At 60.2% G+C, this 26,062-nt stretch carries 28 protein-coding genes and 4 tRNA genes; 8 read left to right on the forward strand and 24 right to left on the reverse strand.

Annotated features, from left to right (window positions below; translation table 11 throughout):
- Positions 1 to 25 precede the first annotated feature (25 nt).
- From flgF to ACX1DW_RS10010, 7 genes are all read right to left on the reverse strand, one after another.
- Complete coding sequence (gene flgF, locus ACX1DW_RS09980; protein ID WP_270052880.1) at positions 26 to 766, reverse strand: flagellar basal-body rod protein FlgF; 741 nt, start codon at positions 764 to 766, stop codon at positions 26 to 28.
- A gap of 197 nt (positions 767 to 963) precedes the next feature.
- Positions 964 to 2,376, reverse strand: a complete 1,413-nt coding sequence (flgE, locus tag ACX1DW_RS09985) for a flagellar hook protein FlgE (protein ID WP_110777730.1) — start codon at positions 2,374 to 2,376, stop codon at positions 964 to 966.
- A 30-nt stretch (positions 2,377 to 2,406) separates the two neighbouring features.
- Positions 2,407 to 3,090: a flagellar hook assembly protein FlgD gene (gene flgD / locus ACX1DW_RS09990; protein WP_063541364.1), complete on the reverse strand. Its 684-nt coding sequence runs from the start codon at positions 3,088 to 3,090 to the stop codon at positions 2,407 to 2,409.
- 18 nt (positions 3,091 to 3,108) lie between these two features.
- Entirely contained in the window at positions 3,109 to 3,552 is a 444-nt protein-coding gene (flgC, locus tag ACX1DW_RS09995; RefSeq protein ID WP_063541363.1) for a flagellar basal body rod protein FlgC, read from the reverse strand.
- 11 nt (positions 3,553 to 3,563) lie between these two features.
- Complete coding sequence (gene flgB / locus ACX1DW_RS10000) at positions 3,564 to 3,968, reverse strand: flagellar basal body rod protein FlgB (RefSeq protein ID WP_102840772.1); 405 nt, start codon at positions 3,966 to 3,968, stop codon at positions 3,564 to 3,566.
- A gap of 194 nt (positions 3,969 to 4,162) precedes the next feature.
- Complete coding sequence (gene cheR / locus ACX1DW_RS10005) at positions 4,163 to 4,990, reverse strand: protein-glutamate O-methyltransferase CheR (RefSeq protein ID WP_063541361.1); 828 nt, start codon at positions 4,988 to 4,990, stop codon at positions 4,163 to 4,165.
- A 32-nt stretch (positions 4,991 to 5,022) separates the two neighbouring features.
- Positions 5,023 to 5,955 (reverse strand): chemotaxis protein CheV, encoded by a 933-nt coding sequence (locus ACX1DW_RS10010; protein WP_133455990.1) that lies wholly within the window; start codon positions 5,953 to 5,955, stop codon positions 5,023 to 5,025.
- Between the two features lie 91 nt (positions 5,956 to 6,046).
- On the opposite strand from ACX1DW_RS10010, the gene flgA reads away from it, so the two are divergent.
- The 4 genes from flgA to ACX1DW_RS10030 all read left to right on the forward strand — a co-directional run bounded on the left by flgA (position 6,047) and on the right by ACX1DW_RS10030 (position 8,555).
- Positions 6,047 to 6,790: a flagellar basal body P-ring formation chaperone FlgA gene (flgA, locus tag ACX1DW_RS10015; protein ID WP_063541359.1), complete on the forward strand. Its 744-nt coding sequence runs from the start codon at positions 6,047 to 6,049 to the stop codon at positions 6,788 to 6,790.
- 112 nt (positions 6,791 to 6,902) lie between these two features.
- Positions 6,903 to 7,229 (forward strand): flagellar biosynthesis anti-sigma factor FlgM, encoded by a 327-nt coding sequence (gene flgM, locus ACX1DW_RS10020; protein WP_102840769.1) that lies wholly within the window; start codon positions 6,903 to 6,905, stop codon positions 7,227 to 7,229.
- 41 nt (positions 7,230 to 7,270) lie between these two features.
- The gene (locus ACX1DW_RS10025; RefSeq protein WP_102840768.1) at positions 7,271 to 7,741 is read left to right on the forward strand and encodes a flagella synthesis protein FlgN; all 471 of its coding nucleotides are present in this window, start codon (positions 7,271 to 7,273) and stop codon (positions 7,739 to 7,741) included.
- A 67-nt stretch (positions 7,742 to 7,808) separates the two neighbouring features.
- A complete protein-coding gene (locus tag ACX1DW_RS10030) occupies positions 7,809 to 8,555 on the forward strand; it encodes a flagellar brake protein (protein ID WP_458993311.1) in 747 nt (248 codons plus the stop codon).
- A gap of 61 nt (positions 8,556 to 8,616) precedes the next feature.
- Here ACX1DW_RS10030 and ACX1DW_RS10035 read toward each other — a convergent pair.
- Positions 8,617 to 8,693: transfer RNA gene (locus ACX1DW_RS10035), tRNA-Arg, on the reverse strand.
- A gap of 273 nt (positions 8,694 to 8,966) precedes the next feature.
- Here ACX1DW_RS10035 and ACX1DW_RS10040 point away from each other — a divergent pair.
- From ACX1DW_RS10040 to ACX1DW_RS10050, 3 genes are all read left to right on the forward strand, one after another.
- Positions 8,967 to 9,179, forward strand: coding sequence for a hypothetical protein (locus ACX1DW_RS10040; protein WP_102840766.1), 213 nt, complete (start codon positions 8,967 to 8,969; stop codon positions 9,177 to 9,179).
- A 49-nt stretch (positions 9,180 to 9,228) separates the two neighbouring features.
- On the forward strand, positions 9,229 to 9,414 hold the full coding sequence (locus ACX1DW_RS10045) for a PA3371 family protein (RefSeq protein ID WP_200599910.1): 186 nt from the start codon (positions 9,229 to 9,231) through the stop codon (positions 9,412 to 9,414).
- Between the two features lie 207 nt (positions 9,415 to 9,621).
- Entirely contained in the window at positions 9,622 to 9,948 is a 327-nt protein-coding gene (locus ACX1DW_RS10050) for an Arc family DNA-binding protein (protein ID WP_063541485.1), read from the forward strand.
- A gap of 621 nt (positions 9,949 to 10,569) precedes the next feature.
- On the opposite strand, the gene ACX1DW_RS10055 is transcribed toward ACX1DW_RS10050, so the two are convergent.
- The 4 genes from ACX1DW_RS10055 to mgtE all read right to left on the reverse strand — a co-directional run bounded on the left by ACX1DW_RS10055 (position 10,570) and on the right by mgtE (position 15,346).
- Positions 10,570 to 11,706 (reverse strand): sodium ion-translocating decarboxylase subunit beta, encoded by a 1,137-nt coding sequence (locus ACX1DW_RS10055; RefSeq protein WP_102840764.1) that lies wholly within the window; start codon positions 11,704 to 11,706, stop codon positions 10,570 to 10,572.
- A 10-nt stretch (positions 11,707 to 11,716) separates the two neighbouring features.
- A complete protein-coding gene (gene oadA, locus ACX1DW_RS10060) occupies positions 11,717 to 13,504 on the reverse strand; it encodes a sodium-extruding oxaloacetate decarboxylase subunit alpha (RefSeq protein ID WP_458993312.1) in 1,788 nt (595 codons plus the stop codon).
- 22 nt (positions 13,505 to 13,526) lie between these two features.
- A complete protein-coding gene (locus ACX1DW_RS10065) occupies positions 13,527 to 13,763 on the reverse strand; it encodes an OadG family protein (protein WP_102840763.1) in 237 nt (78 codons plus the stop codon).
- A gap of 140 nt (positions 13,764 to 13,903) precedes the next feature.
- Positions 13,904 to 15,346, reverse strand: a complete 1,443-nt coding sequence (mgtE, locus tag ACX1DW_RS10070; protein WP_063541350.1) for a magnesium transporter — start codon at positions 15,344 to 15,346, stop codon at positions 13,904 to 13,906.
- Positions 15,347 to 15,686: 340 nt separating this feature from the next.
- Between mgtE and ACX1DW_RS10075 the strand changes: the two genes are divergently transcribed.
- On the forward strand, positions 15,687 to 16,163 hold the full coding sequence (locus tag ACX1DW_RS10075; RefSeq protein ID WP_102840762.1) for a DUF4124 domain-containing protein: 477 nt from the start codon (positions 15,687 to 15,689) through the stop codon (positions 16,161 to 16,163).
- A 50-nt stretch (positions 16,164 to 16,213) separates the two neighbouring features.
- Here ACX1DW_RS10075 and ACX1DW_RS10080 read toward each other — a convergent pair.
- The 12 genes from ACX1DW_RS10080 to rnd form a co-directional block, all read right to left on the reverse strand.
- Positions 16,214 to 16,290, reverse strand: a tRNA-Arg gene (locus tag ACX1DW_RS10080).
- Positions 16,291 to 16,361: 71 nt separating this feature from the next.
- Positions 16,362 to 16,438: transfer RNA gene (locus tag ACX1DW_RS10085), tRNA-Arg, on the reverse strand.
- A 109-nt stretch (positions 16,439 to 16,547) separates the two neighbouring features.
- Positions 16,548 to 16,638 (reverse strand) — tRNA-Ser (locus ACX1DW_RS10090).
- A 62-nt stretch (positions 16,639 to 16,700) separates the two neighbouring features.
- On the reverse strand, positions 16,701 to 16,886 hold the full coding sequence (gene csrA, locus ACX1DW_RS10095) for a carbon storage regulator CsrA (protein WP_003283978.1): 186 nt from the start codon (positions 16,884 to 16,886) through the stop codon (positions 16,701 to 16,703).
- 180 nt (positions 16,887 to 17,066) lie between these two features.
- Complete coding sequence (locus ACX1DW_RS10100) at positions 17,067 to 18,308, reverse strand: aspartate kinase (RefSeq protein ID WP_102840761.1); 1,242 nt, start codon at positions 18,306 to 18,308, stop codon at positions 17,067 to 17,069.
- 79 nt (positions 18,309 to 18,387) lie between these two features.
- Positions 18,388 to 21,012, reverse strand: coding sequence for an alanine--tRNA ligase (gene alaS, locus ACX1DW_RS10105; protein ID WP_458993313.1), 2,625 nt, complete (start codon positions 21,010 to 21,012; stop codon positions 18,388 to 18,390).
- 170 nt (positions 21,013 to 21,182) lie between these two features.
- Positions 21,183 to 22,199, reverse strand: coding sequence for a low-specificity L-threonine aldolase (gene ltaE / locus ACX1DW_RS10110; RefSeq protein ID WP_458993314.1), 1,017 nt, complete (start codon positions 22,197 to 22,199; stop codon positions 21,183 to 21,185).
- A gap of 51 nt (positions 22,200 to 22,250) precedes the next feature.
- Positions 22,251 to 23,471: a M61 metallopeptidase family protein gene (locus ACX1DW_RS10115; protein WP_285362201.1), complete on the reverse strand. Its 1,221-nt coding sequence runs from the start codon at positions 23,469 to 23,471 to the stop codon at positions 22,251 to 22,253.
- 72 nt (positions 23,472 to 23,543) lie between these two features.
- Positions 23,544 to 23,993: a YcgN family cysteine cluster protein gene (locus ACX1DW_RS10120; protein WP_013982207.1), complete on the reverse strand. Its 450-nt coding sequence runs from the start codon at positions 23,991 to 23,993 to the stop codon at positions 23,544 to 23,546.
- A gap of 124 nt (positions 23,994 to 24,117) precedes the next feature.
- Positions 24,118 to 24,525 (reverse strand): hypothetical protein, encoded by a 408-nt coding sequence (locus tag ACX1DW_RS10125; RefSeq protein ID WP_110777748.1) that lies wholly within the window; start codon positions 24,523 to 24,525, stop codon positions 24,118 to 24,120.
- A gap of 90 nt (positions 24,526 to 24,615) precedes the next feature.
- Positions 24,616 to 24,909, reverse strand: a complete 294-nt coding sequence (locus ACX1DW_RS10130) for a YcgL domain-containing protein (protein ID WP_011912541.1) — start codon at positions 24,907 to 24,909, stop codon at positions 24,616 to 24,618.
- Positions 24,906 to 26,030, reverse strand: a complete 1,125-nt coding sequence (rnd, locus tag ACX1DW_RS10135; protein WP_458993315.1) for a ribonuclease D — start codon at positions 26,028 to 26,030, stop codon at positions 24,906 to 24,908. The genes ACX1DW_RS10130 and rnd overlap by 4 nt, the downstream gene beginning before the upstream one ends.
- Positions 26,031 to 26,062: the final 32 nt, after the last annotated feature.

Here is a 26,062-nt window from a genome sequence, read left to right on the forward strand (position 1 = left end):
CTCGTGCGCCGCTGGCGCCACGCTATTAGCTGAGTTGCAGTACGCGCGCCATGGCAGCCGCATCATCTTCGGCGGTGCGCATCATCTTTACGTGCAGTTCGAACTGGCGAGACAAGGCCAGAATGGACGTCATCTCGGCTACCGCGTTGACGTTGCTGGTTTCCAGGAATCCAGATACCACCCGAACGTTGGCATCGGCCTCGACGGGCTGGCCGTCCTTCAGCCGAATCAGACCATCGGTGCCCTTCTCCAGCTGCTCCGGATCGGGATTGACCAGCTTTATCCGGTCCACCGTGACCACGATGTTCGGGTTCTCCCCCAGGGCGCGGATGCTGATGGTGCCGTCCTGGCCAACGTCGACCTTTTCCTCTGGAGGAATTGCGATCGGCCCGCCATTGCCAAGTACAGGCAAACCATCGGCCGTACGCAGCATGCCCAGTACGTCAATATTCAGGCTACCGGTCCTGACATATGCTTCGCTGCCATCCGGAGCCTGGACGGCAATCCAGCCCTCGCCTTCGACAGCGAGATCCAGATCGCGCCCGGTCTCTTGGAGCGTCCCCGACGTGAAATCGGTGCCTGGGCGCTCCGACATTGCATAAACCCGCGCTGGATGGCTGTCACCAAAAACCTGCATCGAGCGCGCCTGCTCAAAATCCCGGCGAAACCCGGTTGTGGAAATATTCGCCAGATTGTTGGCATGAGCCTGCTGGGCCCGCGCATTCTGGCTGGCACCGGTCATGGCCACGTAGAGCATCTTGTCCATCGGCTTCTCCGAGACGCGAGTTTGACACTAGCGATTCTGTTGTGAACGAAAATGCAAGGCGCATGCCACCCCTACAAACTGACCATAACCTGCTGATCACAAAGAAAGTTTTACAAACGAAAAAGGCCCTCACGGGCCTTTTTCGTTATTAGCGGCGGAATACTGCCGTCAGCGGCAATTATTCGTTGCCGCTGTCATCAGCGCAGATTGATGATGGTTTGCGTCACCGCGCTTTCGGTTTCGATAGTCTTGGCGTTGGCCTGATAGTTGCGCTGAGCCACGATCAGGTTGACCAGCTGATCAGACAACTCGACGTTCGAGTCTTCCAGCGCACCGGCCTGTAGCGCACCCAGCGTACCCGAGCCAGGCGTGCCGACCACCGGCTCGCCGGATTCGAACGACTGCACCCACTGCGTCTTGCCGACCGGAGTCAAGCCTTGGACGTTGGCGAAGTTGGCCAGAATGATCTGCCCTTGCACCTTTGACTGACCATTGGTGTAACGCGCAAAGATCACACCGGTATCGTCGATTTCCAGGCCGGCCAGTTCACCGGTGGTATAGCCATCCTGCGCGACATTGTTGACGGCAAAAGCACTGGCGTACTGCGACGACTTGGAAAAGTCGAGGACGATTCCATCTGGGTTGGCGAGCGCGCCGTTAGCCGCCCAGGTAGCAGGCGTCGCACCGTTCGATATGGCCGGTATCCAGCCTCCGGATGGCGGATTGCCTGTGGCCGAGTTCAGCGTCACCTTCAGGTCCGGCGATACGCTGAAGAGCGTGGAGCCACCGTTGTCGACCGACGTCAACGCACCGGACGAATCGAAGGCAAGACCCATGACGTAGGGCTGCGGTGGCTCTTGGGCAGGATCGGCGGGATTACGCCCATCGATGAGGACCTTCATGTCCCAGGTATTCGCACTCGTCTTGACGAAGTACTGTGTCATGACGTGCGCATTGCCTTGGGAGTCGTAGATATTCAGCGAGGTGGAGCTGTTATAGGTGGTTGGGTCGGTGGGATTGAACGTCGCGCCGGCGGCGGCCAGCGCCAGATTCGCATCGCCGGTGTTCGCCAGCTCGGCGTCGTAGGTAGCCTGCCAGGTCGCTGGCGATTTCTGCGTCGAATTCAGGTTGAACGCCGTATCGATCTGACTGGTGGCCTTTGGCGCCTGATTGGTCGTCTGCACCTGCAGATTACCCACGACGCCATTCTGCAGATTGCCGTTACCGTCGACCGGGAAGCCCTGCAGCTTGTAGCCAAAATTGTCGACCAGAAAACCCTCGCGGTCGGTACCGAAGTAACCGGCGCGGGTGTAGCTCACCGCACCGTTGTTGCTGACCTGGAAAAAGCCGTTGCCGTTGATTGCCAGGTCGAGTGCATTCTGGGTGTAGTTGATGTTGCCCTGGTTGAATTGCTGCGAGATGTTGGACATCAGCACACCGCTGCCCTGCGGGTTCTTGCCGGTGCCCAACACTGAAGCCGCGTAGACGTCGGAGAACTCCGCACGCGACTGCTTGAAGCCCACGGTACCGGCGTTGGCGATGTTGTTACCGGTGACGTTGAGATCCTTGCTCGCAGCACGAAGACCGCTAAGACCGATATTGAAGGACATGGAATCGCTCCTTTGCCGAGGTGCCGGCGGTTATTGTCCGATGATCTGGACCTGGGAGAGGCCGATGCTGCCGATACCGGCAAGGTTGAGCATCAGCTCCCCGCCGTTCTGCCCAAGCGTCACGCTGTCGACGTTCGCCGGCAGCAAGGTGTAAAGCCCTTTGGTTTCGCCTTGATAGGTAGCCTGCGCCTCGAAGCGATAGGTACCGGGCGGCAAGACATTGCCGCTGGAGTCCTTGCCATCCCACATGAAGGACACGTTGCCGGCTTCCTGCTGCCCCATGTTCACGCGCCCGACCGAAGCACCGGTGCTGTCATAGATGTTCACGAAAACGTTGCTGCTGGAGGTCGGCAACACCAGGCTGGCCTTGAAGGTCTCGCTGGTATCGACCACAGCCTTGTCACTCGGCACAATGACTTTTCGGCCTACCAGCGACGAGGCCTGCAGCGCCTGAGATGACTGATAGCCAGACAGGATTGTCTGCATGCTCGAGTTGAGCTTCTCGACGCCTTCCACGGTGCTGAACTGCGCTAGCTGACCAATGAATTCGCCGTTTTCCTGAGGCTCCAGAGGGTTCTGGTTGTTCATCTGGGCGACCAACAACTCAAGGAACTCGTTCTTGCCAAGCTCGTTGCCTTTGGCTTCGCGGTTTTCACCAAACTGGTACTGATCCAGTATCGAGCCGGTACCACCGACGCCGTTCGTAGTGCTCATAGTGCGCTCTCGTAACTATCACTGACCCAGCGTCAGCACTTTCTGCAACATGGTCTTGGCCGTGTTCATCAGTTCGGCGTTGGTCTGGAAGGCGCGACTGGCCGAAATCATATCGGCCATCTCTTCCACCACATTGACGTTCGGGTAATAGACATACCCGCTTTCGTCGGCGGCTGGATGATTGGGCTCGTAGCGGGCCTGCAACTCGCTCTGGTCCTCGACCACGCCCAGCACTTGAACGCCAACCCCGGCCTGGTCCTGGCCGGCGAATAGCGACTGGTCGGGCTGGCCGTTGGCCTGCTGCAAGACGGTGGCGAATACTGGATGGCGTGCCCGGTAAGTCTGATCGACGCTTGACGAAACGGTCTCGGCGTTGGCGATGTTGCTGGAAATTGTGTTCAGGCGAGTGCTCTGTGCACTCATCCCGCTACCGGCAATGTTGAAAACGCTGCTAAGAGACATGAAGCACTCCTTTATTCGCCGCGCAGGGCATTCATCAGCCCTTTGAATTTGCTATTGAGCAGGGTGAAGCTTGCCTGGAAATCCACGGCATTCTTCGCATAGTTGGATTGCTCGATCTGCAGATCGACGGTGTTCTGGTCGAGCGAGGGATGTGCCGGCGTACGAAAGCGCAACGAGGCATCGGCGATCTCCACCCCTTCGGCGGCGATGTGCTTTTCGCTGGTTCGGGTAACGCCGAAGCTGCCCTGGCTACGCGCCGCCTGTTCGGCAAGCACGCTACCGAAGTCGAGATCACGGGCTTTGTAATTGGGGGTATCGGCGTTAGCGATATTGTTGGCCAGCACCTCGGCACGCTGCGAGCGAAAGCCCAACGCCTTCTCGTGAATGCCCAATGCCTTGTCGAAACTGATGCTCATTGATCTGCCCTCTGTCGGGTACAGTCTGCTTGCGCACACAGCAGCAAGTGTCGTGCCAGACGCATCAAGAGCTTGATTTACAAGGATATAAGCGAGGAAGCCGAGCCTTCGGCGTCAAAAGCGGCAAGGGCTTACCGCCTTTTTGCCGCGTTTGGAGCAGAGACGCGACAGTTTTCTGCCGCTCTCTGGAACGATCACTTGGCCTTGTAGATGATGCCCGGACTGCACTGCACCATCTGGTACAGCTCCGGAAGACCATTGAGGGCCTCGGATGCACCGAGGAAGAGATAGCCTCCAGGGCGTAACGTGGCATGAATACGCTTGAGGATGTCCTTCTTCACATCCGCGGAGAAGTAGATCAAGACATTACGACAAAAAACGATGTCGAACTTACCCAGAGCCGCATAGTTGTCGAGCAGGTTCTGGACGCGAAACTCGACGCGCGAGCGGATCGCAGGCTTCACCGCCCAACGACCCGGCGCCTTGACATCGAAATATCGCTGCAGACGTTCGCTCGACAGGCCGCGGGCAATTGCAAGACTGTCGTATTCGGCAGCCTTGCAGGCAGCAAGCATGGCACCGGATAGTTCGGTCGCAACGATCTGCACCCCCGTTTTTGGCTGGCTCGGGTTGCCGCGCTCATACTCGTCGATGGCCATGGACAGCGAATAGGGCTCCTGCCCCGAGGAGCATGCGGCGGACCAGATTCGCAGCCGCTGCCCGGACGCGCCTTTCAACATTTCGGGCAAAACCCGTGACTTGAGCACTTCGAACGGATAGGTATCGCGGAACCATAGCGTTTCGTTGGTCGTCATCGCATCGACCACCAGCTCGCGCAGCCCGCTGCGCGGCTGCGCCTGAATCTTCCTGACCAGGTCACCAAGCGTCTTGATGCCCTGCTGCTCCATCAGCTTGTTCAGGCGACTGGACACCAAATACTGCTTGTTGCTGCCCAGCAGGATGCCGCACGTCTTTTCAAGGAATACCCGGAACTGCTCGAAATCCAGATCGACTGACACCAATAAAGCCTCACCATCATGTAGAGGACCGAGCCTCAGTTTGCATCCGCCTGCCTGATCCGATCAGCCACCCGGGCTGCAAGATCGTCAGGCTGGAACTTGGCGAGAAAATCATCCGCGCCCGCCCGCTTCACCATGTTCTGGTTGAACACACCGGAAAGCGAAGTATGCAGCAGTATATGCATACCATGCATGCGCGGATCGTGCCGCACCTCGGTAGTCAGGGTATAGCCATCCATTTCCGGCATTTCAATATCGGAAATCATCATCAGGAATTCTTCAGCTGGGTTCTTGCCCTCATCCGCCATCCGCTTCAGGTAGTTGAGGGCCTCGCGCCCGTCGTTCAACTTGATGACTTCGACCCCAAGGTTCTCCAGGCATCGCGTGATCTGCTTGCGCGCCACCGACGAGTCATCGACGATCAAAACGCGGCAGGAGAGCGCCTTGTTCCGGGTATCCTCGTCCACGACATCAGGCGAAATCTCCTCGGAGGTCGGCGCCACCTCGGCCAGCACCTTTTCCACGTCGATGATTTCGACCAGTTTGTTGTCGATGTGCGTAACGGCAGTCAGATAGTGGTTTCGCCCCGCGCCCTTGGGTGGAGGCAAGATGGCCTCCCAGTTCAGGTTGACGATTCGCTCGACCGAACGCACCAGAAACCCGAGCGTGCGGTTGTTGTACTCGGTAATCACCGCAAAGGAATTTTGCACGTCCATCAGCGCGGATTTGCCGGTAGCGAGAGACAGATCGAGTATCGGCAAGGTACTGCCGCGAATGCTCGCCACGCCGCGCACCACCCGTCCACACTTGGGCATGATGGTCAACCGAGGACACTGCAGCACCTCTCGGACCTTGAACACGTTGATCCCATACAACTGCTCGCCCTCAAGGCGAAACAGCAGCAACTCAAGGCGATTCTGACCCACCAACTGGGTACGCTGGTTAACCGAATCCAATACACCGGCCATGCCAGTCTTCCTCTCTGCGTGCAGATTATCGGGGCTGGCGACCTTAAGGTGACGGCACGCCCCTTGCTTCGGTTGGGATATGAACGTCCATATGACCATTTTCCGGCGCGATAGCCAGAGACTGCGAAAAAGCGCAGCGGTGCTCGTTGCGCTGTGCGCGATCGGGCAGCTTGCCCATGCGTCAACCATGTCACATTCCAAACAGCTTATCGACGTGACTGAACAGTTTCTTGAGGGTTCAGTGGTCGACTATTTAAGCCGCACTGACATCCAGGCGCGCCATGAGGTCAAGGTAAGCCGACTCGATCCACGCCTGCGACTAAACCAGTGCGATCAGCCACTGACAGCAAGCCTGACCAGTACGAGCGCCCCCATCGGCCGCGTCACCGTACGGGTAAGCTGCCAGGGCAGCAGCCCATGGTCGGTTTTCGTCCCGGCACAGGTGAGACTGTATCGGCATGTCATCGTGGCCAGCAAATCACTGCTGCGGGATACGGTACTGAGCGAAAGCGACGTCAGCATCGCGGAGCGAGACGTCTCGAACCTTAGCCAGGGCTATCTGACCCGGTTCGATGAAGTGCTGGGCACCAAGCTAACTCGGCCGGTGCAGCCCGACCAGGTGATCGCACCCAACCAGATTGAGCTGGCGAAGGCCGTGCGCAAGGGCGATCATGTCGTCATCACGGCGAGATCCGGCACGATCAGCGTGCGCATGCCCGGTGAAGCCATGGCTGACGGTGTTCCGGGCAAACAGATTCCGGTAAAGAACCGCCGTTCCGGCCGCACGGTAAAGGCTCGGGTAGTCGCACCCGGTCAGGTCGAAGTTGCGATGTAGATGAGGCCGCAGCAGGTAGCTTTTCCGTGTGCCCCAAAGAAAAAAACGCTAAAGTTCTGTCCATTGTTGCCGAACACATGGCAAGCGTCCTGATTCCTTCGAGGTTTGCATCATGGTCATCGACTTCAATCGACCCAACAGTCCACTGAATGCCCCTACCGGGCGTAACAGTGTGCAAAGCAACGAGCGCGCGGCCGCTCCGCAACAGGAGACGACCGGCGAGGCAAGCAAAACCGCTGGCACCAACACTGCCGGTGATACCGTGCAACTGAGCCCCGAAGCTCAGCGCCTGCAGCAAGCGGCCGACAAATTGAACGATCAGCCTGCGGTCGATCAGGAGCGTGTGGCCAAACTCAGGCAAGCGATTGCCGATGGCTCCTACCAGGTCGACAGTGCACGCGTGGCAGCCAAGCTCCTGGCGTTCGAAACGCAACGCTAAGTCGGGCCCATTTTTCATACGAATCCGCCCCGAGTTCCGACATGCATGACGCTGCAGTGCTTGAGCAACTGACCGACGATATCGGCATAGCCCGCCAACTCCTTGAGCTTATTGATCAGGAATTTGCAGCCCTGGGTGATCGCAATCTGGTCGAACTGGAAGCCACACTGAGTAAGAAGCAGCCCCTGCTCGCCTTGCTTGGCCAGCACAGTGCTCAACGCAGCCAATGGCTTGTCGACCAGCGACTGAGCCCCGACAGAGCAGGCCTGGAAATCGCGGCGAGTCGGATCGAGCAAGGCGAAGCCCTGATCGAAAAGGCCAAGCTTCTCGAAACCGAACTCGAACGCTGTCGCTCTGCGAACGAGCGTAACGGCCGCCTGATACGAGCCAATCAGAGCACGCTGGGTGAAATGCTGAAGATCCTGCAAGGCAAGGACGACACTCCCAGCCTCTACGACAATCGCGGAAGCGCAGCGAAAAACAAGCAGCAGCGGCCACTGAGCCAGGCCTGAACGAACAAGAGCAACAAGTAAGGACGCAACACGATGGTGAGCACAACGCACCGAAGAGCACAGGACCGTGTCTAGCCTATTTCTGGACGAAGACGGCCCACAACCTCCCAAGCTGCTGACCGCGCCACTGGAGATTTATGCCAACCTGCGTCCGCTTCTCGATAACAACATCGCGCTGACCCTTCGGTTCCATGAGCGCAATCAGCGCTATCAGAGCTTTCTGGTGCAGATGAACCGGGAAACCGGATGGATCGCACTGGATGAGCTGATCCCCAATGACGGCGAGCGCCTACTGCTTCAGGGCGAGCCGATCAACATCGAAGGCTTCTACGAAGGCGCCAGAATCTCCTGGACGAGCGACCGAGAGGTTCATCTAGGCGAAATTGACGGTGCTCGCTGCTACTGGATCCCAACCCCGGCAGAACTGACCTACCACCAGCGGCGCAATGCATATCGCGCACAGCTCAACGAAACCGCGGTGGCCGCGCAGCTTGGCGGCGCTTCGGTGCGCACGGCGCTGGAAGGGCGACTACTCGATATTTCAGCCACAGGGTGCAAGCTCAGCATCAAGGGCAACCACCAGGGCAACCTACAGACTGGCCAGGTATACGAACTGGCAGCCAAGCTGCCCATCGGAGCGATCCAGAGCGATGTCGAGCTTCGCCATCTCGTAATCGATGAGAAGCGGGACATATCGTTGTGCGGCTTTCGCTTTCATCGCCTCAGCGGGCAGACACAGCGCCAGATAGAACGTCTCGTCTACCAACTGCAGCGCGACGCTCGCCGCGATAACGCCGCTACCCCATTCGGCTAACGCCGCCCTTCATATGGCAGGAGCTCGCTGCCCTCACACCCTACCGGCGAACAGGGCGCTATGGCGTCCCAGGCGAGGTTCGAACTCACAACCTTCCCCTTAGGAGGGGGATGCTCTATCCAATTGAGCTACTGGGACCGGATCACGCGGGCGGCATCTTAGCGACACCAGGGCCTTTTGTCATGCCCCACGCAGTGCGTGCCCATACTCGACAAACCATCGGCACCAGCTCCAGGGAACCGTGCATTGCATTTTGCATGGACCTCAACTGCGCCCCGTGCAAAGCGCAATCCAGACCAGCATAGCAACACACTTAACTTATTGATTTTTAAAGACTTTTTTATCATTAAACTTTGGCATGACAGCTGCAAAGAGTAAGGCACACTCAACGTGACGCGAAGGATAACGCTCATGATCAAGCCGGCCTTTCTTCTTGGTGCAGGATTCGCATTCGCAGCTCTGACCGCCTTGCAACTCCCACCAGCCGAGCTTCCACAGGTGACCTACGAGCCGACATCTCGGCTGTCTCTGCAGTACTCCGGCACCATCCCCAGCGCACAGGCAACGACGCTCAGCGCCACGGAAACAGCCATCCCTGCGCAACCGCAACGCTGGGTCTTCTAGTGATTGGTAAAAGCCAGCTAGGTTCCGCAAAAAAGAGAAGGGGTCTTTCATGTCTAAATCCGCACTGACTTGCCTGGTGCTAACGATTGCCTGTGCCTGCGGCGTATACCTGTTTCCAGAAAGCACGGCTATCTCGAGCACGACGCTGAAAGCCGGCCTAGGCGTCTTCGGTGTGCTCTTTCTCATCACCGCGATCATCGGCCGCAGAGTCAAATTCGACCCGGTATTACGCTAACCGCAGCACCGATGAGGCACTGCATCACAGTAAAGGCACTTTGACAGCACAAGGTCTTTACTAATCCCCGGTTCGTCGTACAATTGGCGCCATGAAGCCGTCTCCATAATTTTTACCGGCAGACGGAACAGCAAGGTACTGGTGGTTGTCAGACCGGTGACTACCCCGGCAATACGCCAGCACGCCCACCTGACTAACCGGTTAATTATGCGCCCTATGAAACAGGCAGTTTATTCCAGCCGCACGGCTGACAAATTCGTCGTACGACTTCCCGACGGTATGCGCGAACGCATCGCTGAAGTGGCGCGCAATCATCATCGCAGCATGAATTCCGAGATAATCGCGAGGCTAGAGCAGAGCCTGCTACAGGAAGGTGCGCTCGATGAAGACCTCAGCATGCGCCTGGACAGTCCAGAGCTATCGCTGCATGAGCGGGAGCTCCTACAGCGATTCAGGCAGCTCGCTCACCGCCAGCAAAACGCCCTTATCGCGTTGATCGCTCAGGACACTGAGCTGGCCAAGGAAGAAGCCTGACAGGCATCAGGCAGGGCCTTCAGGCCCTGCCTGATGCTAGGTATTCACTGACGCGCCATGACGTCGACAGGCACGACGCACACTGCCCTTCCACGCCTCCCACTCCCTGAACTCCCCCCTACTCCAGCAACTGCGATGCATCGCGCCCCTACTGATGCATGAAGCAGCCAGCCCAGCACCACCATTTTTCAAGCTTGATCCTCGGCAAAAGGTCACTGCGCCCGAGGCTGATTTATGGCCGACGGCAATCGTGGGACACAGCCAGGCTGGTACATAGCATGATGATCCGAACTACCGAGCGCAGCTAGGCAAGCCCTTCTGCGTAGGCTGCGCCAGGATGAAGTGCTCGGCCTAGTCATTGGTGCGCGAGAGACAGGGCCCGCCCGGAGACGGAAAAACCCAAGCGGCGAAGAAGTCAGCGAAAGGTCACCCCGGCAGAGCTCTGCTGACTGTCGCTTGTTGACCCCGCGACTTGTTCGATCCCCTGGGCACCGCAAAGAATCGACTGCAAGGAGCGGCGGTCGGATTTATGGTTGTTCATCCGCCGCCAAGAAGGCTTACGGAGGCCGCGCTACCAAGCCTCCACAGCCACCGCGGATGAACAACCTACCTAGAGGTCAGCTAGCCAACAAAGTTGAGCAAAACCCCGGCAGCCACGGCTGAGCCGATAACCCCAGCCACGTTCGGGCCCATGGCGTGCATCAGCAGGAAGTTCTGTGGATTAGCCTCCAGCCCCACCTTGTTGGATACACGTGCAGCCATCGGAACCGCGGATACGCCTGCCGAACCAATCAGGGGATTGATCTTGTTCTCACTGAAACGGTTCATCACTTTTGCCATGAAGATCCCTGCGGCAGTGCCGCCGCAGAAGGCCACCATTCCCAGCACCAATATGCCGAGCGTTTTCAGCTGCAAGAACGCTTCCGACGACAGTTTGGAACCCACGGTCAGACCCAGCGCGATGGTGACGATGTTGATCAGAGCATTGCGCGACGTGTCAGCCAGACGGTCAACGACACCGCACTCACGCAGCAGATTGCCGAATGCAAACATGCCGACCAACGGCGCCGCATCAGGCAGCAAGAGGCCCACCAGCAAACACAGAACCAGCGGAAAGACGATCTTCTCGACCTGACTCACATGTCGTAGCTGCGTCATGACAATGGCGCGCTCTTCCTTCGTCGTCATGGCGCGCATGATCGGCGGCTGTATCAGCGGTACCAGCGCCATATAGGAGTAAGCCGCGACGGCAATGGGGCCGAGTAACTCAGGCGCTAATTTGGACGTCACGAAAATCGAGGTGGGGCCGTCTGCGCCGCCGATGATCGCGATGGAGGCGGCCTCACGCAACGTGAACTCCATACCCGGAATACCGGCGGCGGTAAGCGCCAACGCACCGAGCAGCGTAGCGAAGATGCCGAACTGCGCCGCAGCCCCAAGCAACAGCGTCTTCGGGTTGGCGAGCATCGGACCGAAATCGGTCATCGCTCCGACACCCATGAAGATCAGCAGCGGGAACACGCTGGTCGGCAGGCCGACTTCATAGAACAGGTGAAGGATGCCGGCACCCTCCCCCATGTTGGCCACCGGAATGTTCGCCAGGATGCCGCCGAAACCGATCGGAATCAGCAGCAGCGGTTCGAAGCCTTTGCGGATGGCCAGGTAGATCAGCCCCAGACAGACGAGAATCATCAATGCCTGCCCGGGCTCCAGGTGATAAAGACCGGTTCCCTGCCACAGCTTGAGCAACTTATCCATGCAACTCCCCTTAAGCGATGCTCAGCAAGCTGTCGCCGACCGAAACCGCGTCGCCAACCTTGACGTTGACCGAAGCAACAGTGCCGGCCTTGAACGCACGGATCTCGGTTTCCATTTTCATGGCTTCGAGAATCACTACCAGGTCGCCCTCCTGGACGAGCTGCCCAGGCTGCACCAGCACCTTGAATATGTTGCCGGCCAGCGGTGCCGGCTGCGGCTCTCCACCAGCCGGAACGGCCGCGGTCGAGTTGGCACTGGCAGCGCCGGTAGCAGGACCAGCACCGAGCGGCTTGATGCCTTCGATGTCACCACCCTCGTTGACCTGCACAACGAACGACTTGCCGTTGACCTCGACGGTGTAAACCTCCGGCTTGCCCGGCTCGCGCACCGGCGGTTCGCTGCCGGTGGGTGCCGGCTCGAACGCCGCGGGGTTGCCGCGATTCTCGAGGAACTTCAGGCCAATCTGTGGAAATAATGCGTAGGTCAGGACGTCGTCGATGGCATCCTCAGCCAGCTTGATGTTCTTCTCGCGAGCCAGCTCCTCGAGCTCGGCTGCCAGCCGCTCCATCTCCGGCTGCAGCAGATCTGCAGGACGGCAGGTTATGACCTCGGCACCGTCAAGCACACGCGCCTGCAACTCGGCGTTGAATGGCGCCGGCGCCGCACCGTACTCGCCCTTTAGCACACCGGCGGTTTCTTTGGTGATCGACTTGTAGCGCTCACCGGTCAGTACATTGATCACCGCCTGGGTGCCAACGATCTGCGAAGTTGGCGTCACCAGCGGAATGAAGCCAAGGTCTTCGCGCACACGCGGAATCTCGGCCAGCACTTGGTCGAACTTGTCCTGAGCGCCCTGCTCCTTGAGCTGGCTTTCCATGTTGGTGAGCATCCCGCCCGGCACCTGAGCGACCAGGATGCGCGAGTCGACGCCCTTGAGGTTACCCTCGAACTTCGCATACTTCTTGCGCACCTCACGGAAGTAAGCGGCAATTTCCTCCAGCAGTTCCAGGTCGAGCCCGGTATCACGCTCGGTGCCCTGGAACATGGCGACCACCGACTCCGTCGGGGAGTGGCCATAGGTCATCGACAGGGAGGAGATTGCGGTGTCGACATTGTCGATACCTGCCTCCACGGCCTTGAGAATGGCGACGGACGACAGGCCGGCAGTGGCATGGCACTGCATATGGACGGGGATTGCCAGGCTGGCCTTAAGGCGCGAGACCAGCTCGAACGCCATATAGGGCGTCAGGATGCCGGCCATGTCCTTGATTGCTACAGAGTCGGCACCCATGTCCTCGATCTGCTTAGCCAGATCGACCCACATGTCCAGCGTATGCACCGGGCTGGTGGTATAGGAAATTGTGCCCTGAGCATGCTTGCCTTGCTGCTTCACCGCGCGCAGAGCCGTTTCCAGATTACGCGGATCATTCATCGCATCGAATACACGGAACACATCCACGCCGTTGGCCGCTGCGCGCTCGACGAACTTTTCCACTACATCGTCGGCATAGTGACGATAGCCCAACAGGTTTTGCCCGCGCAGCAGCATCTGCTGACGCGTATTGGGCATCGCCTTCTTCAGCTCACGAATACGCTCCCAGGGATCTTCGCCCAGGTAGCGAATACAGGCGTCGAACGTAGCGCCTCCCCAGCTCTCAACCGACCAGAACCCGACCTGGTCGAGCTTGGCTGCGATCGGCAGCATGTCTTCCAGGCGGACGCGCGTGGCGAGAATGGACTGGTGCGCATCACGCAGCACCACGTCGGTGATGCCGAGTGGCTGTTTAGCAATGGTCATGGAAGGAACTCCCTTTCCAGAGTCAACCGCGGCGCGCGCGGTGTTGATGAATGGCGGCCTTGATCGCCGCGAGCGTATCCGCATCCGCGATGGTGACTGGCGCAGCCGCTAGCTGAGGCTCCGGGGCGCTTACGAAGCGACCGGTGAGGTAGGACATCAGGCGAATGCAGAGGATCAACAGAACGAGGAAAGCAAAGACGAAACCGATGCCGAATAGCATGAGTTCGACGCCTTCGAGCAGAAGTTGGCTGGGGGTCATCGGGAGTTCCCTTGTCAGCAGCTCGAGCTGCTTGTTATTCGCTGCGTTGGTTCGGACAGGTTTCGCGACACGCGAAACGGCCGAACCTTAGCCCGAAACAGAGAAACAAGGCAAACCCCTACAAGACGCGAAAAGTCGCGCTACAGCAGAAAAATCGTCGCCAATCCGAGAAAAATGAAGAATCCGCCACTATCGGTCATGGCTGTGATCATCACGCTTGCCCCCATTGCCGGATCACGCCCGAGACGCGCAAGAGTCATCGGAATCAGCACCCCCATCAAGGCGGCCAGCAGCAGATTCAGCGTCATTGCGGCGGTCATCACGACCCCCAGAGACCAGCTACCGTATAGCCACCAAGCCACCGCACCGATGACGCCACCCCAGACAAGCCCGTTGACCAGCCCGACTCCAACTTCCTTGCGCAGCAGCCGCGCAGTGTTGCCGGTACCCACCTGATCCAGCGCCATGGCGCGAACGATCATGGTGATCGTCTGGTTGCCGGAGTTGCCGCCGATGCCTGCGACAATTGGCATCAGCGCCGCCAGCGCAACCAGCTTCTCGATGGAGCCGTCAAACAGGCCGATCACTCGCGAGGCGACGAACGCCGTTACCAGGTTCACCGCCAGCCAGGCCCACCGGTTGCGTACCGATTTCCAGACCGAGGCGAAGATATCCTCCTCCTCGCGCAGACCGGCCATGTTGAGCACTTCGCTTTCGCTCTCCTCACGAATGAGGTCGACCATCTCGTCGATAGTCAGTCGGCCGATCAGCTTGCCGCCCTTATCGACAACCGGCGTGGAGACCAGGTCATAGCGCTCGAATGCCTGTGCCGCATCATAGGCGTCCTCATCCGGATGAAAGGTGACCGGATCACTTGCCATCACTTCGGCGACCTGTTTGTCTGGATCGTTCACCAGCAGGCGTTTGATCGGCAGAACACCCTTGAGCACGCCGTCGTAGTCGACCACGAACAGCTTGTCGGTATGACCGGGGAGTTCTTTCAGGCGACGCAGGTAGCGAAGCACAACCTCCAGACTGACGTCTTCGCGAATGGTGACCATCTCGAAGTCCATCAACGCACCGACCTGATCCTCCTCGTAAGACAGGGCCGAACGCACTCGCTCACGCTGCTGCGCGTCGAGGCTTTCCATCAGTTCATGAACGACATCGCGCGGCAGTTCGGGCGCTAGATCCGCCAGCTCATCGGCGTCCATTTCCTTGGCCGCAGCAAGCAACTCGTGGTCGTCCATGTCTGCGATCAGCGTTTCACGGACCGCGTCGGAAACCTCGAGCAGAATGTCGCCATCACGCTCGGCCTTGACCAGCTGCCAGACAGTCAGTCGCTCTTCGAGCGGCAAGGCTTCGAGAATGTGGGCGACGTCGGCAGGGTGCAGCTCATCGAGCTTGCGCTGCAGCTCGGCAAGGATCAGCCCCTGGTCATAATCCTCACTCAGGACTGCCGGCTGACCATCCTGACGAACCCCACCGTCTTCACCAAGCCGATGACGCTGCAGCAGCTCGACCACCTGCGCCAGGCGATCCTGCAGGGTTTCTTGAGGCTTTTTTGCTTCTACTTCTGTCATGGCGCACTCCACCCCCGGCCGAGAGCGCGCCAGGGGAAATCATTCAATCAATAGCTGATTGGCAATCGGGAAACGTGAGCGACTACTGGGTAAGTCCATACGGGAAGGTTGTTCCACAAACCCTGAGGGCAGATGCAGCAATCATAACATCGCGACGGCGCAGCCGATGCGCTCAACTACAGCCATTCCAGGCGATCCGCATGCGACGCGCATGAACGGCTCGCCTAACTCGACAAAGCCGACGTTCTGTCGACGTCTTCACGAGACAAGGAGACACAGATGCCAAGGGCGCTTTTTATTGAGTAGCCTGCAGTACAGTTGCTTAGTCAAGGAGGACGAAATGAAAGCACTGTTTATCTGTACGGGCCTGCTTCTGCTGGCAAATCCGGCTTTTTCGGCAATGGTGTACCGCTGCACCGACCAGTCCGGACACGTGACCTTCAGTCAGCAGGGGTGCCCAGAAGACCAGCGTCAGCATCGGCAAAAGGCTGTGAGCCCGACACCGAGCTCCGGCAAGGCCGTGCCCATGGCAGTTCCCAGGAAACGCGCTACTCGTAGGGAGGCGGAAGGATTGGAGATCGTTGCGCAGAAGGAAGATGGTTGCGGCAACCGGGTGACAGGAAGCGAGCGGCGCAGCGCAATCATCAGCAAGCAGATCCGCGCAGGCATGACGCGTAGTGACGTGGAAAGCGCGCTGGGCAGTCCGGAAAGCGTCACCAGCAACAACGGCAAGACACGCCTGCGCTTCCGCGACAGCGGCGGCCAGCTGCGCACAGTCAGCTTCGACGAGCACGGCTGCGTAACGGGCGGACGATAGGGACACGGAAATAAAAAAAGGGCCTGCATCGCTGCAGGCCCTTTCTTGATTGGCGCACTCAGGAGGATTCGAACCTCCGACCGCTCGGTTCGTAGCCGAGTACTCTATCCAGCTGAGCTATGAGTGCGTAAGCGCTTGGTAGACCAGATCACTGCTGGTTGCTTGAGCGATCCGCATCACTGCCGATCGTTCGAAGTATGGCGCACTCAGGAGGATTCGAACCTCCGACCGCTCGGTTCGTAGCCGAGTACTCTATCCAGCTGAGCTATGAGTGCGCTGAGCGTGCGCATTATAGGGAGTGAAGACTGATGGTCAAGCAATTTGGCGCTCTACTTTCAGCTTCGAAAGTGACCTGCCGCGATCATCAAACCCTAGAACGCAAAATGGCGGAGAAGGGGGGATTCGAACCCCCGACACCCTTTTGAGGTGTACTCCCTTAGCAGGGGAGCGCCTTCGGCCACTCGGCCACCTCTCCGCAACACGGGGCGCATAATACCCATCTTTACCCCGTTTGCAAAGCCAAAAATTACAGAAAAATTAGTGGCTTGGTTCCTGATCCTTCTCTTTTTGGATCCGCTGGTAGATCTCCTCTCGATGCACCGCCACCTCCTTGGGGGCATTCACGCCGATACGTACCTGGTTTCCTTTCACCCCCAACACAGTGACAGTCACATCGTCACCCACCATCAGGGTTTCTCCAACCCGGCGAGTCAGAATCAGCATTCCTTTCTCCTTAAACGGATTCAAATCAGTAAACAGTCTGCAAAGATAAAAACGGACAATGTCCGCAAAACATTGAAGCTAGAGCCTTTCACCAGCTATTGACCCGCGCCCGGGAGGCTAAAGTTCCTTTTTGCACGGCCCAATACGACAGAAGGCGCGGGCCAGCGCGCCTTCTGCGATTCATTCCGCAGTATTGCCCGCCGCCGGCGCATCCAGTTCGAAGGCGGTATGCAACGCTCTTACAGCAAGTTCAAGATATTTTTCTTCGATCACCACCGAAACTTTGATCTCCGATGTAGAGATCATCTGGATGTTGATGTTCTCCTTAGCCAGCGCCTCGAACATCCGGCTGGCGACGCCAGCATGTGAACGCATACCGACGCCTACGATGGAAACCTTGGCGATGTCGGTATCGCCGATCACCTCCCGGGCGCCCATTTCGTTTGCAATGCTCTGCAGGACCTGCAGGGCATTGTTGTAATCGTTACGATGCACGGTAAAGGTGAAATCGGTGGTGTTATCGTGCGCGACGTTCTGCACGATCATGTCCACTTCCACATTCGCGGCGCTGATGGGCCCAAGAATCTTGAACGCTACACCGGGCGTGTCCGGCACCCCACGGATAGTCAGCTTGGCCTCGTCGCGATTGAAGGCGATGCCGGAAATGATGGGCTGTTCCATGGATTCCTCTTCATCAAGGGTAATGAGGGTACCCGGACCCTCCTGAAAACTGTGCAGTACACGTAGCGGGACACTGTACTTGCCGGCGAACTCCACCGCACGAATCTGCAGCACCTTGGAGCCGAGGCTGGCCATTTCCAGCATCTCCTCGAAGGTGATCTTGTCCAGACGCTGAGCCTTGGCGACGACCCGCGGGTCGGTGGTGTAAACGCCATCCACATCGGTGTAGATCTGGCATTCGTCGGCCTTCAGCGCGGCAGCCAACGCCACGCCAGTGGTATCGGAACCGCCGCGACCCAGAGTGGTGATATTGCCCTTCTCGTCCACCCCCTGGAAGCCGGCGACCACGACCACCCTCCCCGCCTTGATGTCGCGCTGGATACGCTGGGCATCGATCTGCAGGATGCGCGCCTTGGTATGGGCGCTGTCGGTGAGGATGCGGACCTGATTGCCAGTGTAGGACACCGCCGGAACCCCGCGCTTGATCAGCGCCATGGCCAGCAGGGCTATGGTCACCTGCTCGCCGGTGGAGACCATCACATCCAATTCGCGCGGAACTGGCTGGTCGCTGATCTGCTTGGCCAGGTCGATCAGACGGTTGGTTTCGCCACTCATTGCCGAGACGACCACGACAATATCGTCGCCACCATCGCGGAATTTCTTGACCTTCTCGGCTACCTGCTCGATTCGCTCGACGGTGCCGACCGAGGTGCCCCCAAACTTCTGTACGATCAAAGCCATTGTTAGCCGCCTAGAGCCCGCAAAGGGCGTTCATTAAACAAACAACCTGCAGATGCCGAAGCCGCTTCCTGCATCTGGATCAAAGGGCCTGCTGAGCAAACGGCAGGGTCAACGCCAGCGCCTCGTCCAGCTTGGACGCATCGCTGCCACCACCTTGCGCCATGTCTGGACGACCGCCACCCTTGCCGCCGACCGCCGCAGCGGCCTGCTTCATCAGATCGCCGGCCTTCAAGCGCGAGGTCAGGTCCTGCGTCACACCGGCGACCAGCACAACCTTGTCGTCCTGCACGCCACCGAGCAGGATCACCGCGCTGCCCAGCTTGTTCTTCAGCTGGTCGACCAACGCCAGCAGCGCCTTGCCGTCGAGCCCGTCCTGACGCGCGGCCAGCACGCGTACACCATTCACTTCAACGGCGCTCGCAGCCAGGTCGTTGCCCGCTGCGCTGGCTGCCTTGGCCTTGAGCTGCTCCAGCTCTTTTTCCAGCTGACGGTTGCGCTCCAGTATGCCGCCGAGCTTGTCCAGCAGATTCTCGCGGCTGCCCTTGACCAGACTCGCCGCTTCTTTCAGCTGATCCTCGGCATCATTGAGGTAGGCCAGCGCCTGCGCGCCGGTCACCGCTTCGATCCGCCGTACGCCGGCGGCCACACCGCCTTCGCTGGTGATCTTGAACAGGCCGATGTCGCCAGTGCGGTTCACGTGGGTGCCACCGCAGAGCTCGACTGAGAAACCACCACCCATGGTCAGCACGCGAACGCTGTCGCCGTACTTCTCGCCGAACAGGGCCATTGCACCCTTGGCCTTGGCGGTATCGATATCGGTTTCCTCGATCTCCACCGCCGAATTGCGGCGGATCTCGGCATTGACGCGATCCTCCAGTGCGCGGAGCTGCTCCGGTTTGATCGCTTCGAAGTGGCTGAAGTCGAAGCGCAGGCGCTGACTGTCCACCAAGGAGCCCTTCTGGCTCACGTGCTCACCGAGAATCTCGCGCAACGCGGCGTGCAGCAGGTGAGTCGCCGAGTGGTTGAGCGCCGTGGCCTGGCGCACCGAGGCGTCGACCGTCGCCTCGACCTGGGCACCAACCGTCAGCGTGCCACTGTCGACGATACCGTGATGCAGGAACGCACCGCCGGCCTTGCTGGTGTCGCGCACATCGAAGCGCAGGCCCTGCGCCTCGAGATAACCGCAGTCACCGATCTGCCCACCGGACTCGGCGTAGAACGGCGTCTGATCGAGCACCACGACACCCTCCTCGCCGGCACTCAGACTGTCGACCACCATGCCTTCCTTGAACAGCGCCAGCACCTTGCCGCTGCCCGACGTGCCCTGGTAACCGATAAAGCGCGTCTCGCCTTCCACCTTGACCAGGCTGTTGTAGTCCATGCCGAAGGCGCTGGCCGAGCGGGCACGCTCACGCTGGGCTTGCATCTCGCGCTCGAAGCCTTCTTCGTCGAGGCTCAGGTTGCGCTCGCGGGCGATGTCACCGGTCAGATCGACCGGGAAGCCGTAAGTGTCGTACAGCTTGAACACCACCTCGCCGGGAATGACGCTACCGGCAAGCCCGGCCAGATCCTGCTCGAGGATCTTCAGCCCCTGCTCCAGGGTCTTGGCGAATTGCTCTTCCTCGTTCTTCAGCACGCGCTCGATATGCGCCTGCTGTTGCTTGAGTTCGGGGAAGGCGTCGCCCATCTCCGCTACCAGCGCGGCGACGATGCGATGGAAGAAACTGCCCTTGGCGCCGAGCTTGTTGCCATGGCGGCAGGCGCGACGAATGATGCGGCGCAGCACGTAGCCACGGCCTTCATTGGACGGCGTCACGCCATCGGCGATGAGGAAGCCACAGGAGCGGATGTGGTCGGCAACGACCTTCAGCGACGCCTGACCTTCATTAGTGCAGCCGATGGCGTCCGCCGCCGCGTTCAGCAGGCTCTGGAACAGGTCGATTTCATAGTTCGAGTTGACGTGCTGGAGCACGGCGCTGATGCGCTCCAGACCCATGCCGGTGTCGACGCTCGGTGCCGGCAACGGGTGCAGTACACCGTCCGCGGTGCGGTTGAACTGCATGAACACGTTGTTCCAGATCTCGATGTAGCGGTCGCCGTCTTCCTCCGGCGAACCGGGCGGGCCGCCCCAGATGTGTTCGCCGTGGTCGAAGAAGATCTCGGTGCAGGGACCGCAAGGGCCGGTATCGCCCATCGCCCAGAAGTTGTCCGAAGCGTAGGGCGCGCCCTTGTTGTCACCGATGCGCACCATGCGCTCGGCCGGCACGCCGACTTCCTTGGTCCAGATGTCGTAGGCCTCGTCATCGGTGGCATAGACCGTGACCCAGAGTTTCTCCTTGGGCAGGTCCAGCCACTTGTCGCTGGTCAGAAACTCCCAGGCGTAGTGAATCGCGTCGCGCTTGAAGTAGTCGCCGAAGCTGAAGTTGCCGAGCATCTCGAAGAAGGTATGGTGACGCGCGGTGTAGCCGACGTTCTCCAGGTCATTGTGCTTGCCGCCGGCGCGTACGCACTTCTGGCTGGTGGTGGCGCGGGTGTAGGCGCGCTTCTCCAGGCCGAGGAAGCAGTCCTTGAACTGGTTCATGCCGGCATTGGTGAACAGCAGGGTCGGGTCGTTCGCCGGAATCAGCGAACTGGAGGCCACGCGAGTGTGGCCCTTCTCTTCGAAGAAGCGGAGGAAGGCTTCACGGATTTCTGCGCTTTTCATAGATTTCTTCCAGAGGACTGCGGCCGAACGGCTGCAAAACGACACGGCGAGGCGGGACCACCGAAAGCCGGTTCGCAACTACCCAACGGATAGCCGGCAAAGGGCCGCATTATATCGGGCCTGCGCGCCGGGTATAGGGGATAAAGGCGATTGAATCAAGCAATTCGACGTCAGCAACGACCCATGTTTTCGGCAAATTCGGCGAATGCATTGACCACTACCGGAAGATGCTCGTCATGCAGGTCCATATGGGTGACCAGCCGCAGCCGCGCCGCAGGGGTCAGGCGAATGCCGCGCTGCGCGCAGAAGGCAGCCAGCGCGGTTGCATTCTCTCCCACGTCGACATAGACCATGTTGGTTTGCACCGGCTCGATCTCGAACCCGAGCGCGGCCAACTCACCCCCAAGCCATGCCGCGCGACGATGATCCTCGGTCAGCCGCGCGACGTTGTGCTCCAGCGCGTAGAGTCCGGCAGCCGCCAGGATGCCGGACTGGCGCATGCCGCCACCAACCATCTTGCGCAGGCGCCGAGCCTTGCCGATGAACGCCTCGCCACCGCAAAGCACCGACCCCACCGGCGCACCAAGGCCCTTGGACAGGCACACCGACACCGTATCAAAGTGCCGGGTGATCTCGTGCGCATCGCAGCCGAGCTTCACCACCGCGTTGTACAGCCGGGCACCGTCCAGATGCAGCGCCAGACCGCGCTGGTGCGTGAAGTCACGGGCAGCGGCGAGGTAGTCCAGCGGCAACACCTTGCCCTGCATGGTGTTTTCCAGCGCCAGTAGGCGGCTGCGGGCGAAGTGGAAATTGTCCGGCTTGATCGCCGCTTCGACGCGGGCGAGATCGAGCGTGCCGTCAGCGTCCATCTCGATCGGCTGCGGCTGGACCGAGCCAAGCACCGCCGCGCCGCCGCCCTCGTATTTGTAGGTATGGGCCTGCTGCCCGACGATGTACTCATCACCCCGCTCGCAATGCGCCATCAACGCCAGCAGATTGCTCATGGTGCCGGATGGGACGAAGAGTCCCGCGGCGAAACCCAGCTCCGCGGCGAGGCGGCTCTCAAGGCGGCTCACAGTTGGATCCTCGCCGTAAACGTCATCCCCGGTTTCGGCGCATCGCATCACCTCAAGCATCCCGTTCGAAGGCTGGGTCACGGTGTCGCTGCGAAGGTCGATGATGGTCATACGCTCTCCTCGACAGGCCGCCTCACGCGTACGGCGCTGGGATGATGGTGTTCAGCGCAGCAGACGAGTATCGAGCACCGTTGAGCCCCCGCCGAGCAGAGTTTCGGTCATCTCGATGAAATCATCGGTGCTGACGGTGTCCATGCGCATCAGGCCGCGGGCGACATCGTCGAGCGAATGGCGACCCTTACTGCGCTGACGAATTTCCTTGTCCAGATCCTGCAACAGCAGCACGGCGCGAGCGGTAATCGGGCCGGTCGAATGTTCGGTGCGCAGGCTATCGACCTTGCGGCTCCATTTGATCAGATGCTCGCGAACCGCCTGGTATCGATCCTCGCTCATGCCGCCAGAGCGGCGGACCAGCTCGATGGCGTAGTACTCCGCCAGCCCCTCGCTGATCCAGTCGCTACGATTGGCATCCGTGATACGACTGAACACATGCACCAGCTCATGCACCAGCGAGCTGGTGCCGTTCTCGCTGACCATCGGTCGATCAGCGTGCATGTACAGGGAGTTCGGCCCGGACAGCCCGCCGCGCCACATCGGATCGCCAGCGCCAACGATGAGCAATTTCGCCGGGTCGCGGGGAAAGACGTTCTGCACCTGCGGCCAGACGAAGGTGAGCATGGTCAGGATGTCCATTCGCCGGACGCCCTCGCCGACCGGCGCAGCCACTGTGACTTCGGTTTCACCCAGCTTGGCGCGGCGGGTGCCGAGCTTGCCGGCCAGCATCCAGCCGGTCGGCCGATCGAACAGGCGCTCGCGGTTGTCCACGCGAAAGCGATTCTTGCCGACCCGCGGCCAACCGGTTTCGATGCTCTTCCAGCCTTCCGGCAGCTCGAAGGTGATGCGTGACACCAGGCTCACGCCATCGACCTGATCCAGCCGCGCCGGCGGCACCAGATCATCGCCACGGAACAGCGCCCAGTCCGGAGTCATACGCGCATCGAAGCGACCGTTGTCACGGGGATGGCTGATGCGTACGCGATAGCTTAGTTTCGCCTTGCCCGCAGCGGGTCGCCAGGTGCCCTGTGCCGGCGCCCCCTGCTGCCATTCACCGTCCGCCTCGAAGTCGCTGTAGTACCCCTCGTCGCCCAGGTTGAAGCGCAGGCTGCGGACCGCCTCCCCCTTCTCCAGAATCAGTTGCACCACTGCCTGGTCCTCCTCCGGGAGGAAGCGCACGTGGTAGTCCAGATCGACCCGCTTGGCCGCCTGTACCGGACCAGCGAGGAAAAGAACGAGAGCGAACAGCGACAGCAGTCGAGCAAGCATCGAAGAGAACTCCACGGATCGGATAACGCGAGGGGTGTGCTGATCTTGAGACGATGCAATCAGCGCTTAGATTCAACCAGCACGAAAAATCAGATGGTCTTCCCAGTGCTCCTCGGCAACGCTGCCTTCGGCGAGCATCCTGCCGGCCTGGGAAATGCGCTCGACGTGTACCGCCTCGCGGTCGCCGCAGACCAGGTGGTGCCAGAGCGGCAGGTCCTTGCGCTCGGCCACCAGGCGGTAGGCACAGGTGGGCGGAAGCCACTTGAACTGTGCGGCGTCCTGGGCATTGAGCTGAATGCAGTCCGGCACGCTGGCGCGCCGATTGGGGTAGTCGCTGCACTGGCAGGTCTTCAGATCGAGCAAACGGCAGGCGATGCGCGTGTAGTACACGGCGCCATCTTCCTCGTCCTCGAGCTTCTGCAGACAGCAGAGGCCGCAGCCGTCGCATAGCGACTCCCACTCGGCCGAATCGAGCTCAGCCAGGGTCTTGCGCTTCCAGAAGGGTTCGACTTTGGCGGCCATCACTGTCACTACCGGGAAAAAGCGGCAAGTCTAGCCATTGCCGGATATCCGGCCAATAGCCGGCAGGCGGATGCGCCGCCCGCACCGTGGCCGCCGGCCGGAGCGGCAGGCGGCCACATACCGATCACTGCTTGTCGAGCATGTCGCGGTGGCTGCGCATCTGCTCGAGCATCTGTTCCAGGTGCTGGATGCGCATGTCGAGCATTTCCTTGGACGGCGCGCCCATCATGCGGCCGCCACCCATGGCGCCGGCCATCGGCTTGCCGCCCTGCTTGCCCATCCCGGCGCCCGGGCCGCCCATCGGGCAGCCACCCATGGTGCCCATGGTCGACTGCATGCTCTGCCAGTGCTCGTCGCGCAGCTTCTGCCGCTCCTCCGGCGTCTTAGCCGCCTGCCAGGCCTGACGGTATTCCTGCATCTTCTGCCAGTGCTGCTGCCAGGCTTCGTTGTCGTACGCCGGCGCGGGCTGAGCACTGGCAGACATCGCCAGACCGGCAAGGATCGAACCGAGAATCCAGGAACGCATTTTCATGAGCTGTCTCCCTATGCATATGTGGACAGCTTCAGAATAGTCCGATCCGCCAGCATGACCTTGCCCTCGGTCATGCTTGGCCGGCCACCGTCACATGGGATCGTTCATGCGCAGCAGTTCCTCGGGGAGGTGCTCGATGTATTCGTCCTCTGCCGGCGGCATCTGCAGGTGATAGCCCTGCGCCTCGATGTTGGCGAGCACCTTGTTGATGTCCTCGCGTGCCAGCTGGCGCTCCGGGGTCAGCACCAGCTCGAACGCCAGCTGCGGTGCGCCAAACGCGGCGAGCAAGCCCTCGGGCACGCGTTTGAGTGCGTCGCGCTTGTCGACATAGAGGTACATGCCGTCCTTGCGGGGGCTTTTGTAGATCGAACAGATGAGTTTCATGAGCGCTTTTCCAGTACATCCAGCAGGGCCTGTCCCATCCGCTCGCGGCGCCAACCGCGCAGCGAATCGGGCAGTTGATATGGGCCGTCGGGGTAGCCGCTTTTCAGCAGGGCTTCGAGGGTTTTCTTGCGCAGCATCAGTTCCGGCGCGATATCCAGCACCTTCGCCTCGCGCTGGCCGACCGCCCGCAGTTTCTTCAACAGGCCGGAAACTTCCAGCGGCAACGGCTCCGGCAGTGCTGCCGGCCAATCCTCTTCGGGCATCGTGGCGGCCTCGCGAATCATCGCCAGCAGGGCTTCGCCATCCTGGCGCACGGTACGCGGATGCATCTCCTCGATTCGCGCCAGTGTTACCAGATCGCGCGGCTGGGTACGCGCCAGCGGCCACAGGCTGGCCTCACGCACCACGCGATTGCGCGGCTGATTGCGCGCCCGGGCCTGACGCTCGCGCCAGGCGGTCAGCACCTTGAGCACGGCCAATTGTTGAGGCTTGAGGCGCCAGGCCTGCTTGACCTCGCGATAGGCCTCGTCCGGATCGGACTCGCGCTGTAGGTTGGCGACCAGCTCGGCGCCATCCTCGAGCACCCAGGTGCGCTTGTCCTCGGACAGCTTCGGCAGCAGCGCTTCATAGAGTTCGGCCAGATGCTGCGCATCCTCCGCGGCATAGCGCACCTGCATGTCGCTCAGGGGCCGCTGCAGCCAGTCCGAGCGCGTTTCGCCCTTGGGCAGTTCGATGCCGAGCACGGCCTGAACCAGGCGTGAGTAGCCCATGGAGAAGCCGATATTCAGGTAGCCGGCCGCCAGCTGGGTGTCGAACAGCGGCTGCGGCAGGCTGCCGGTCAGGCGCAGCAGTACTTCGAGATCCTCGCTGCAGGCATGCAGGACCTTCACCACAGCAGCATCTTCCAGCAGCGCGGCAAACGGTCGCCAGTCGCGCACGGCCAGCGGGTCGATCAGATAGGCACGCTGCCCGTCACCGACCTGCACCAGCCCGGCGATGGGATAGAAGGTATCGACCCTCATGAATTCGGTATCCACTGCCACATAGGGCAGTTGGCGCCATTCGGCGCAGAGGCGGGCCAGATGTTCATCATCCAGAACCCATTGAGTTTCGATGGCCACACGGCCTCCTTTTCGGCTGACGACCGGCGCGC

The organism is Stutzerimonas sp. KH-1 (assembly GCF_054483855.1).

Bases quoted from the DNA above. Each gene is read 5' to 3' on its own strand.
- ACX1DW_RS10100 (WP_102840761.1), bottom strand. From the start codon at position 18,308: ATGGCTTTGATCGTACAGAAGTTTGGGGGCACCTCGGTCGGCACCGTC.
- flgM (WP_102840769.1), top strand. From the start codon at position 6,903: ATGGTCATCGACTTCAATCGACCCAACAGTCCACTGAATGCCCCTACC.
- ACX1DW_RS10125 (WP_110777748.1), bottom strand. From the start codon at position 24,525: ATGAAAATGCGTTCCTGGATTCTCGGTTCGATCCTTGCCGGTCTGGCG.
- ACX1DW_RS10130 (WP_011912541.1), bottom strand. From the start codon at position 24,909: ATGAAACTCATCTGTTCGATCTACAAAAGCCCCCGCAAGGACGGCATG.
- ACX1DW_RS10050 (WP_063541485.1), top strand. From the start codon at position 9,622: ATGCGCCCTATGAAACAGGCAGTTTATTCCAGCCGCACGGCTGACAAA.
- ACX1DW_RS10075 (WP_102840762.1), top strand. From the start codon at position 15,687: ATGAAAGCACTGTTTATCTGTACGGGCCTGCTTCTGCTGGCAAATCCG.
- csrA (WP_003283978.1), bottom strand. From the start codon at position 16,886: ATGCTGATTCTGACTCGCCGGGTTGGAGAAACCCTGATGGTGGGTGAC.
- flgE (WP_110777730.1), bottom strand. From the start codon at position 2,376: ATGTCCTTCAATATCGGTCTTAGCGGTCTTCGTGCTGCGAGCAAGGAT.
- ACX1DW_RS10120 (WP_013982207.1), bottom strand. From the start codon at position 23,993: ATGGCCGCCAAAGTCGAACCCTTCTGGAAGCGCAAGACCCTGGCTGAG.
- ACX1DW_RS10025 (WP_102840768.1), top strand. From the start codon at position 7,271: ATGCATGACGCTGCAGTGCTTGAGCAACTGACCGACGATATCGGCATA.
- alaS (WP_458993313.1), bottom strand. From the start codon at position 21,012: ATGAAAAGCGCAGAAATCCGTGAAGCCTTCCTCCGCTTCTTCGAAGAG.
- oadA (WP_458993312.1), bottom strand. From the start codon at position 13,504: ATGACCATTGCTAAACAGCCACTCGGCATCACCGACGTGGTGCTGCGT.
- flgA (WP_063541359.1), top strand. From the start codon at position 6,047: ATGACCATTTTCCGGCGCGATAGCCAGAGACTGCGAAAAAGCGCAGCG.
- ACX1DW_RS10115 (WP_285362201.1), bottom strand. From the start codon at position 23,471: ATGCTTGCTCGACTGCTGTCGCTGTTCGCTCTCGTTCTTTTCCTCGCT.
- mgtE (WP_063541350.1), bottom strand. From the start codon at position 15,346: ATGACAGAAGTAGAAGCAAAAAAGCCTCAAGAAACCCTGCAGGATCGC.
- ACX1DW_RS10040 (WP_102840766.1), top strand. From the start codon at position 8,967: ATGATCAAGCCGGCCTTTCTTCTTGGTGCAGGATTCGCATTCGCAGCT.
- ACX1DW_RS10055 (WP_102840764.1), bottom strand. From the start codon at position 11,706: ATGGATAAGTTGCTCAAGCTGTGGCAGGGAACCGGTCTTTATCACCTG.
- flgC (WP_063541363.1), bottom strand. From the start codon at position 3,552: ATGTCTCTTAGCAGCGTTTTCAACATTGCCGGTAGCGGGATGAGTGCA.
- ACX1DW_RS10045 (WP_200599910.1), top strand. From the start codon at position 9,229: ATGTCTAAATCCGCACTGACTTGCCTGGTGCTAACGATTGCCTGTGCC.
- ACX1DW_RS10065 (WP_102840763.1), bottom strand. From the start codon at position 13,763: ATGACCCCCAGCCAACTTCTGCTCGAAGGCGTCGAACTCATGCTATTC.
- ACX1DW_RS10010 (WP_133455990.1), bottom strand. From the start codon at position 5,955: ATGGCCGGTGTATTGGATTCGGTTAACCAGCGTACCCAGTTGGTGGGT.
- flgF (WP_270052880.1), bottom strand. From the start codon at position 766: ATGGACAAGATGCTCTACGTGGCCATGACCGGTGCCAGCCAGAATGCG.
- flgD (WP_063541364.1), bottom strand. From the start codon at position 3,090: ATGAGCACTACGAACGGCGTCGGTGGTACCGGCTCGATACTGGATCAG.
- flgB (WP_102840772.1), bottom strand. From the start codon at position 3,968: ATGAGCATCAGTTTCGACAAGGCATTGGGCATTCACGAGAAGGCGTTG.
- ltaE (WP_458993314.1), bottom strand. From the start codon at position 22,199: ATGACCATCATCGACCTTCGCAGCGACACCGTGACCCAGCCTTCGAAC.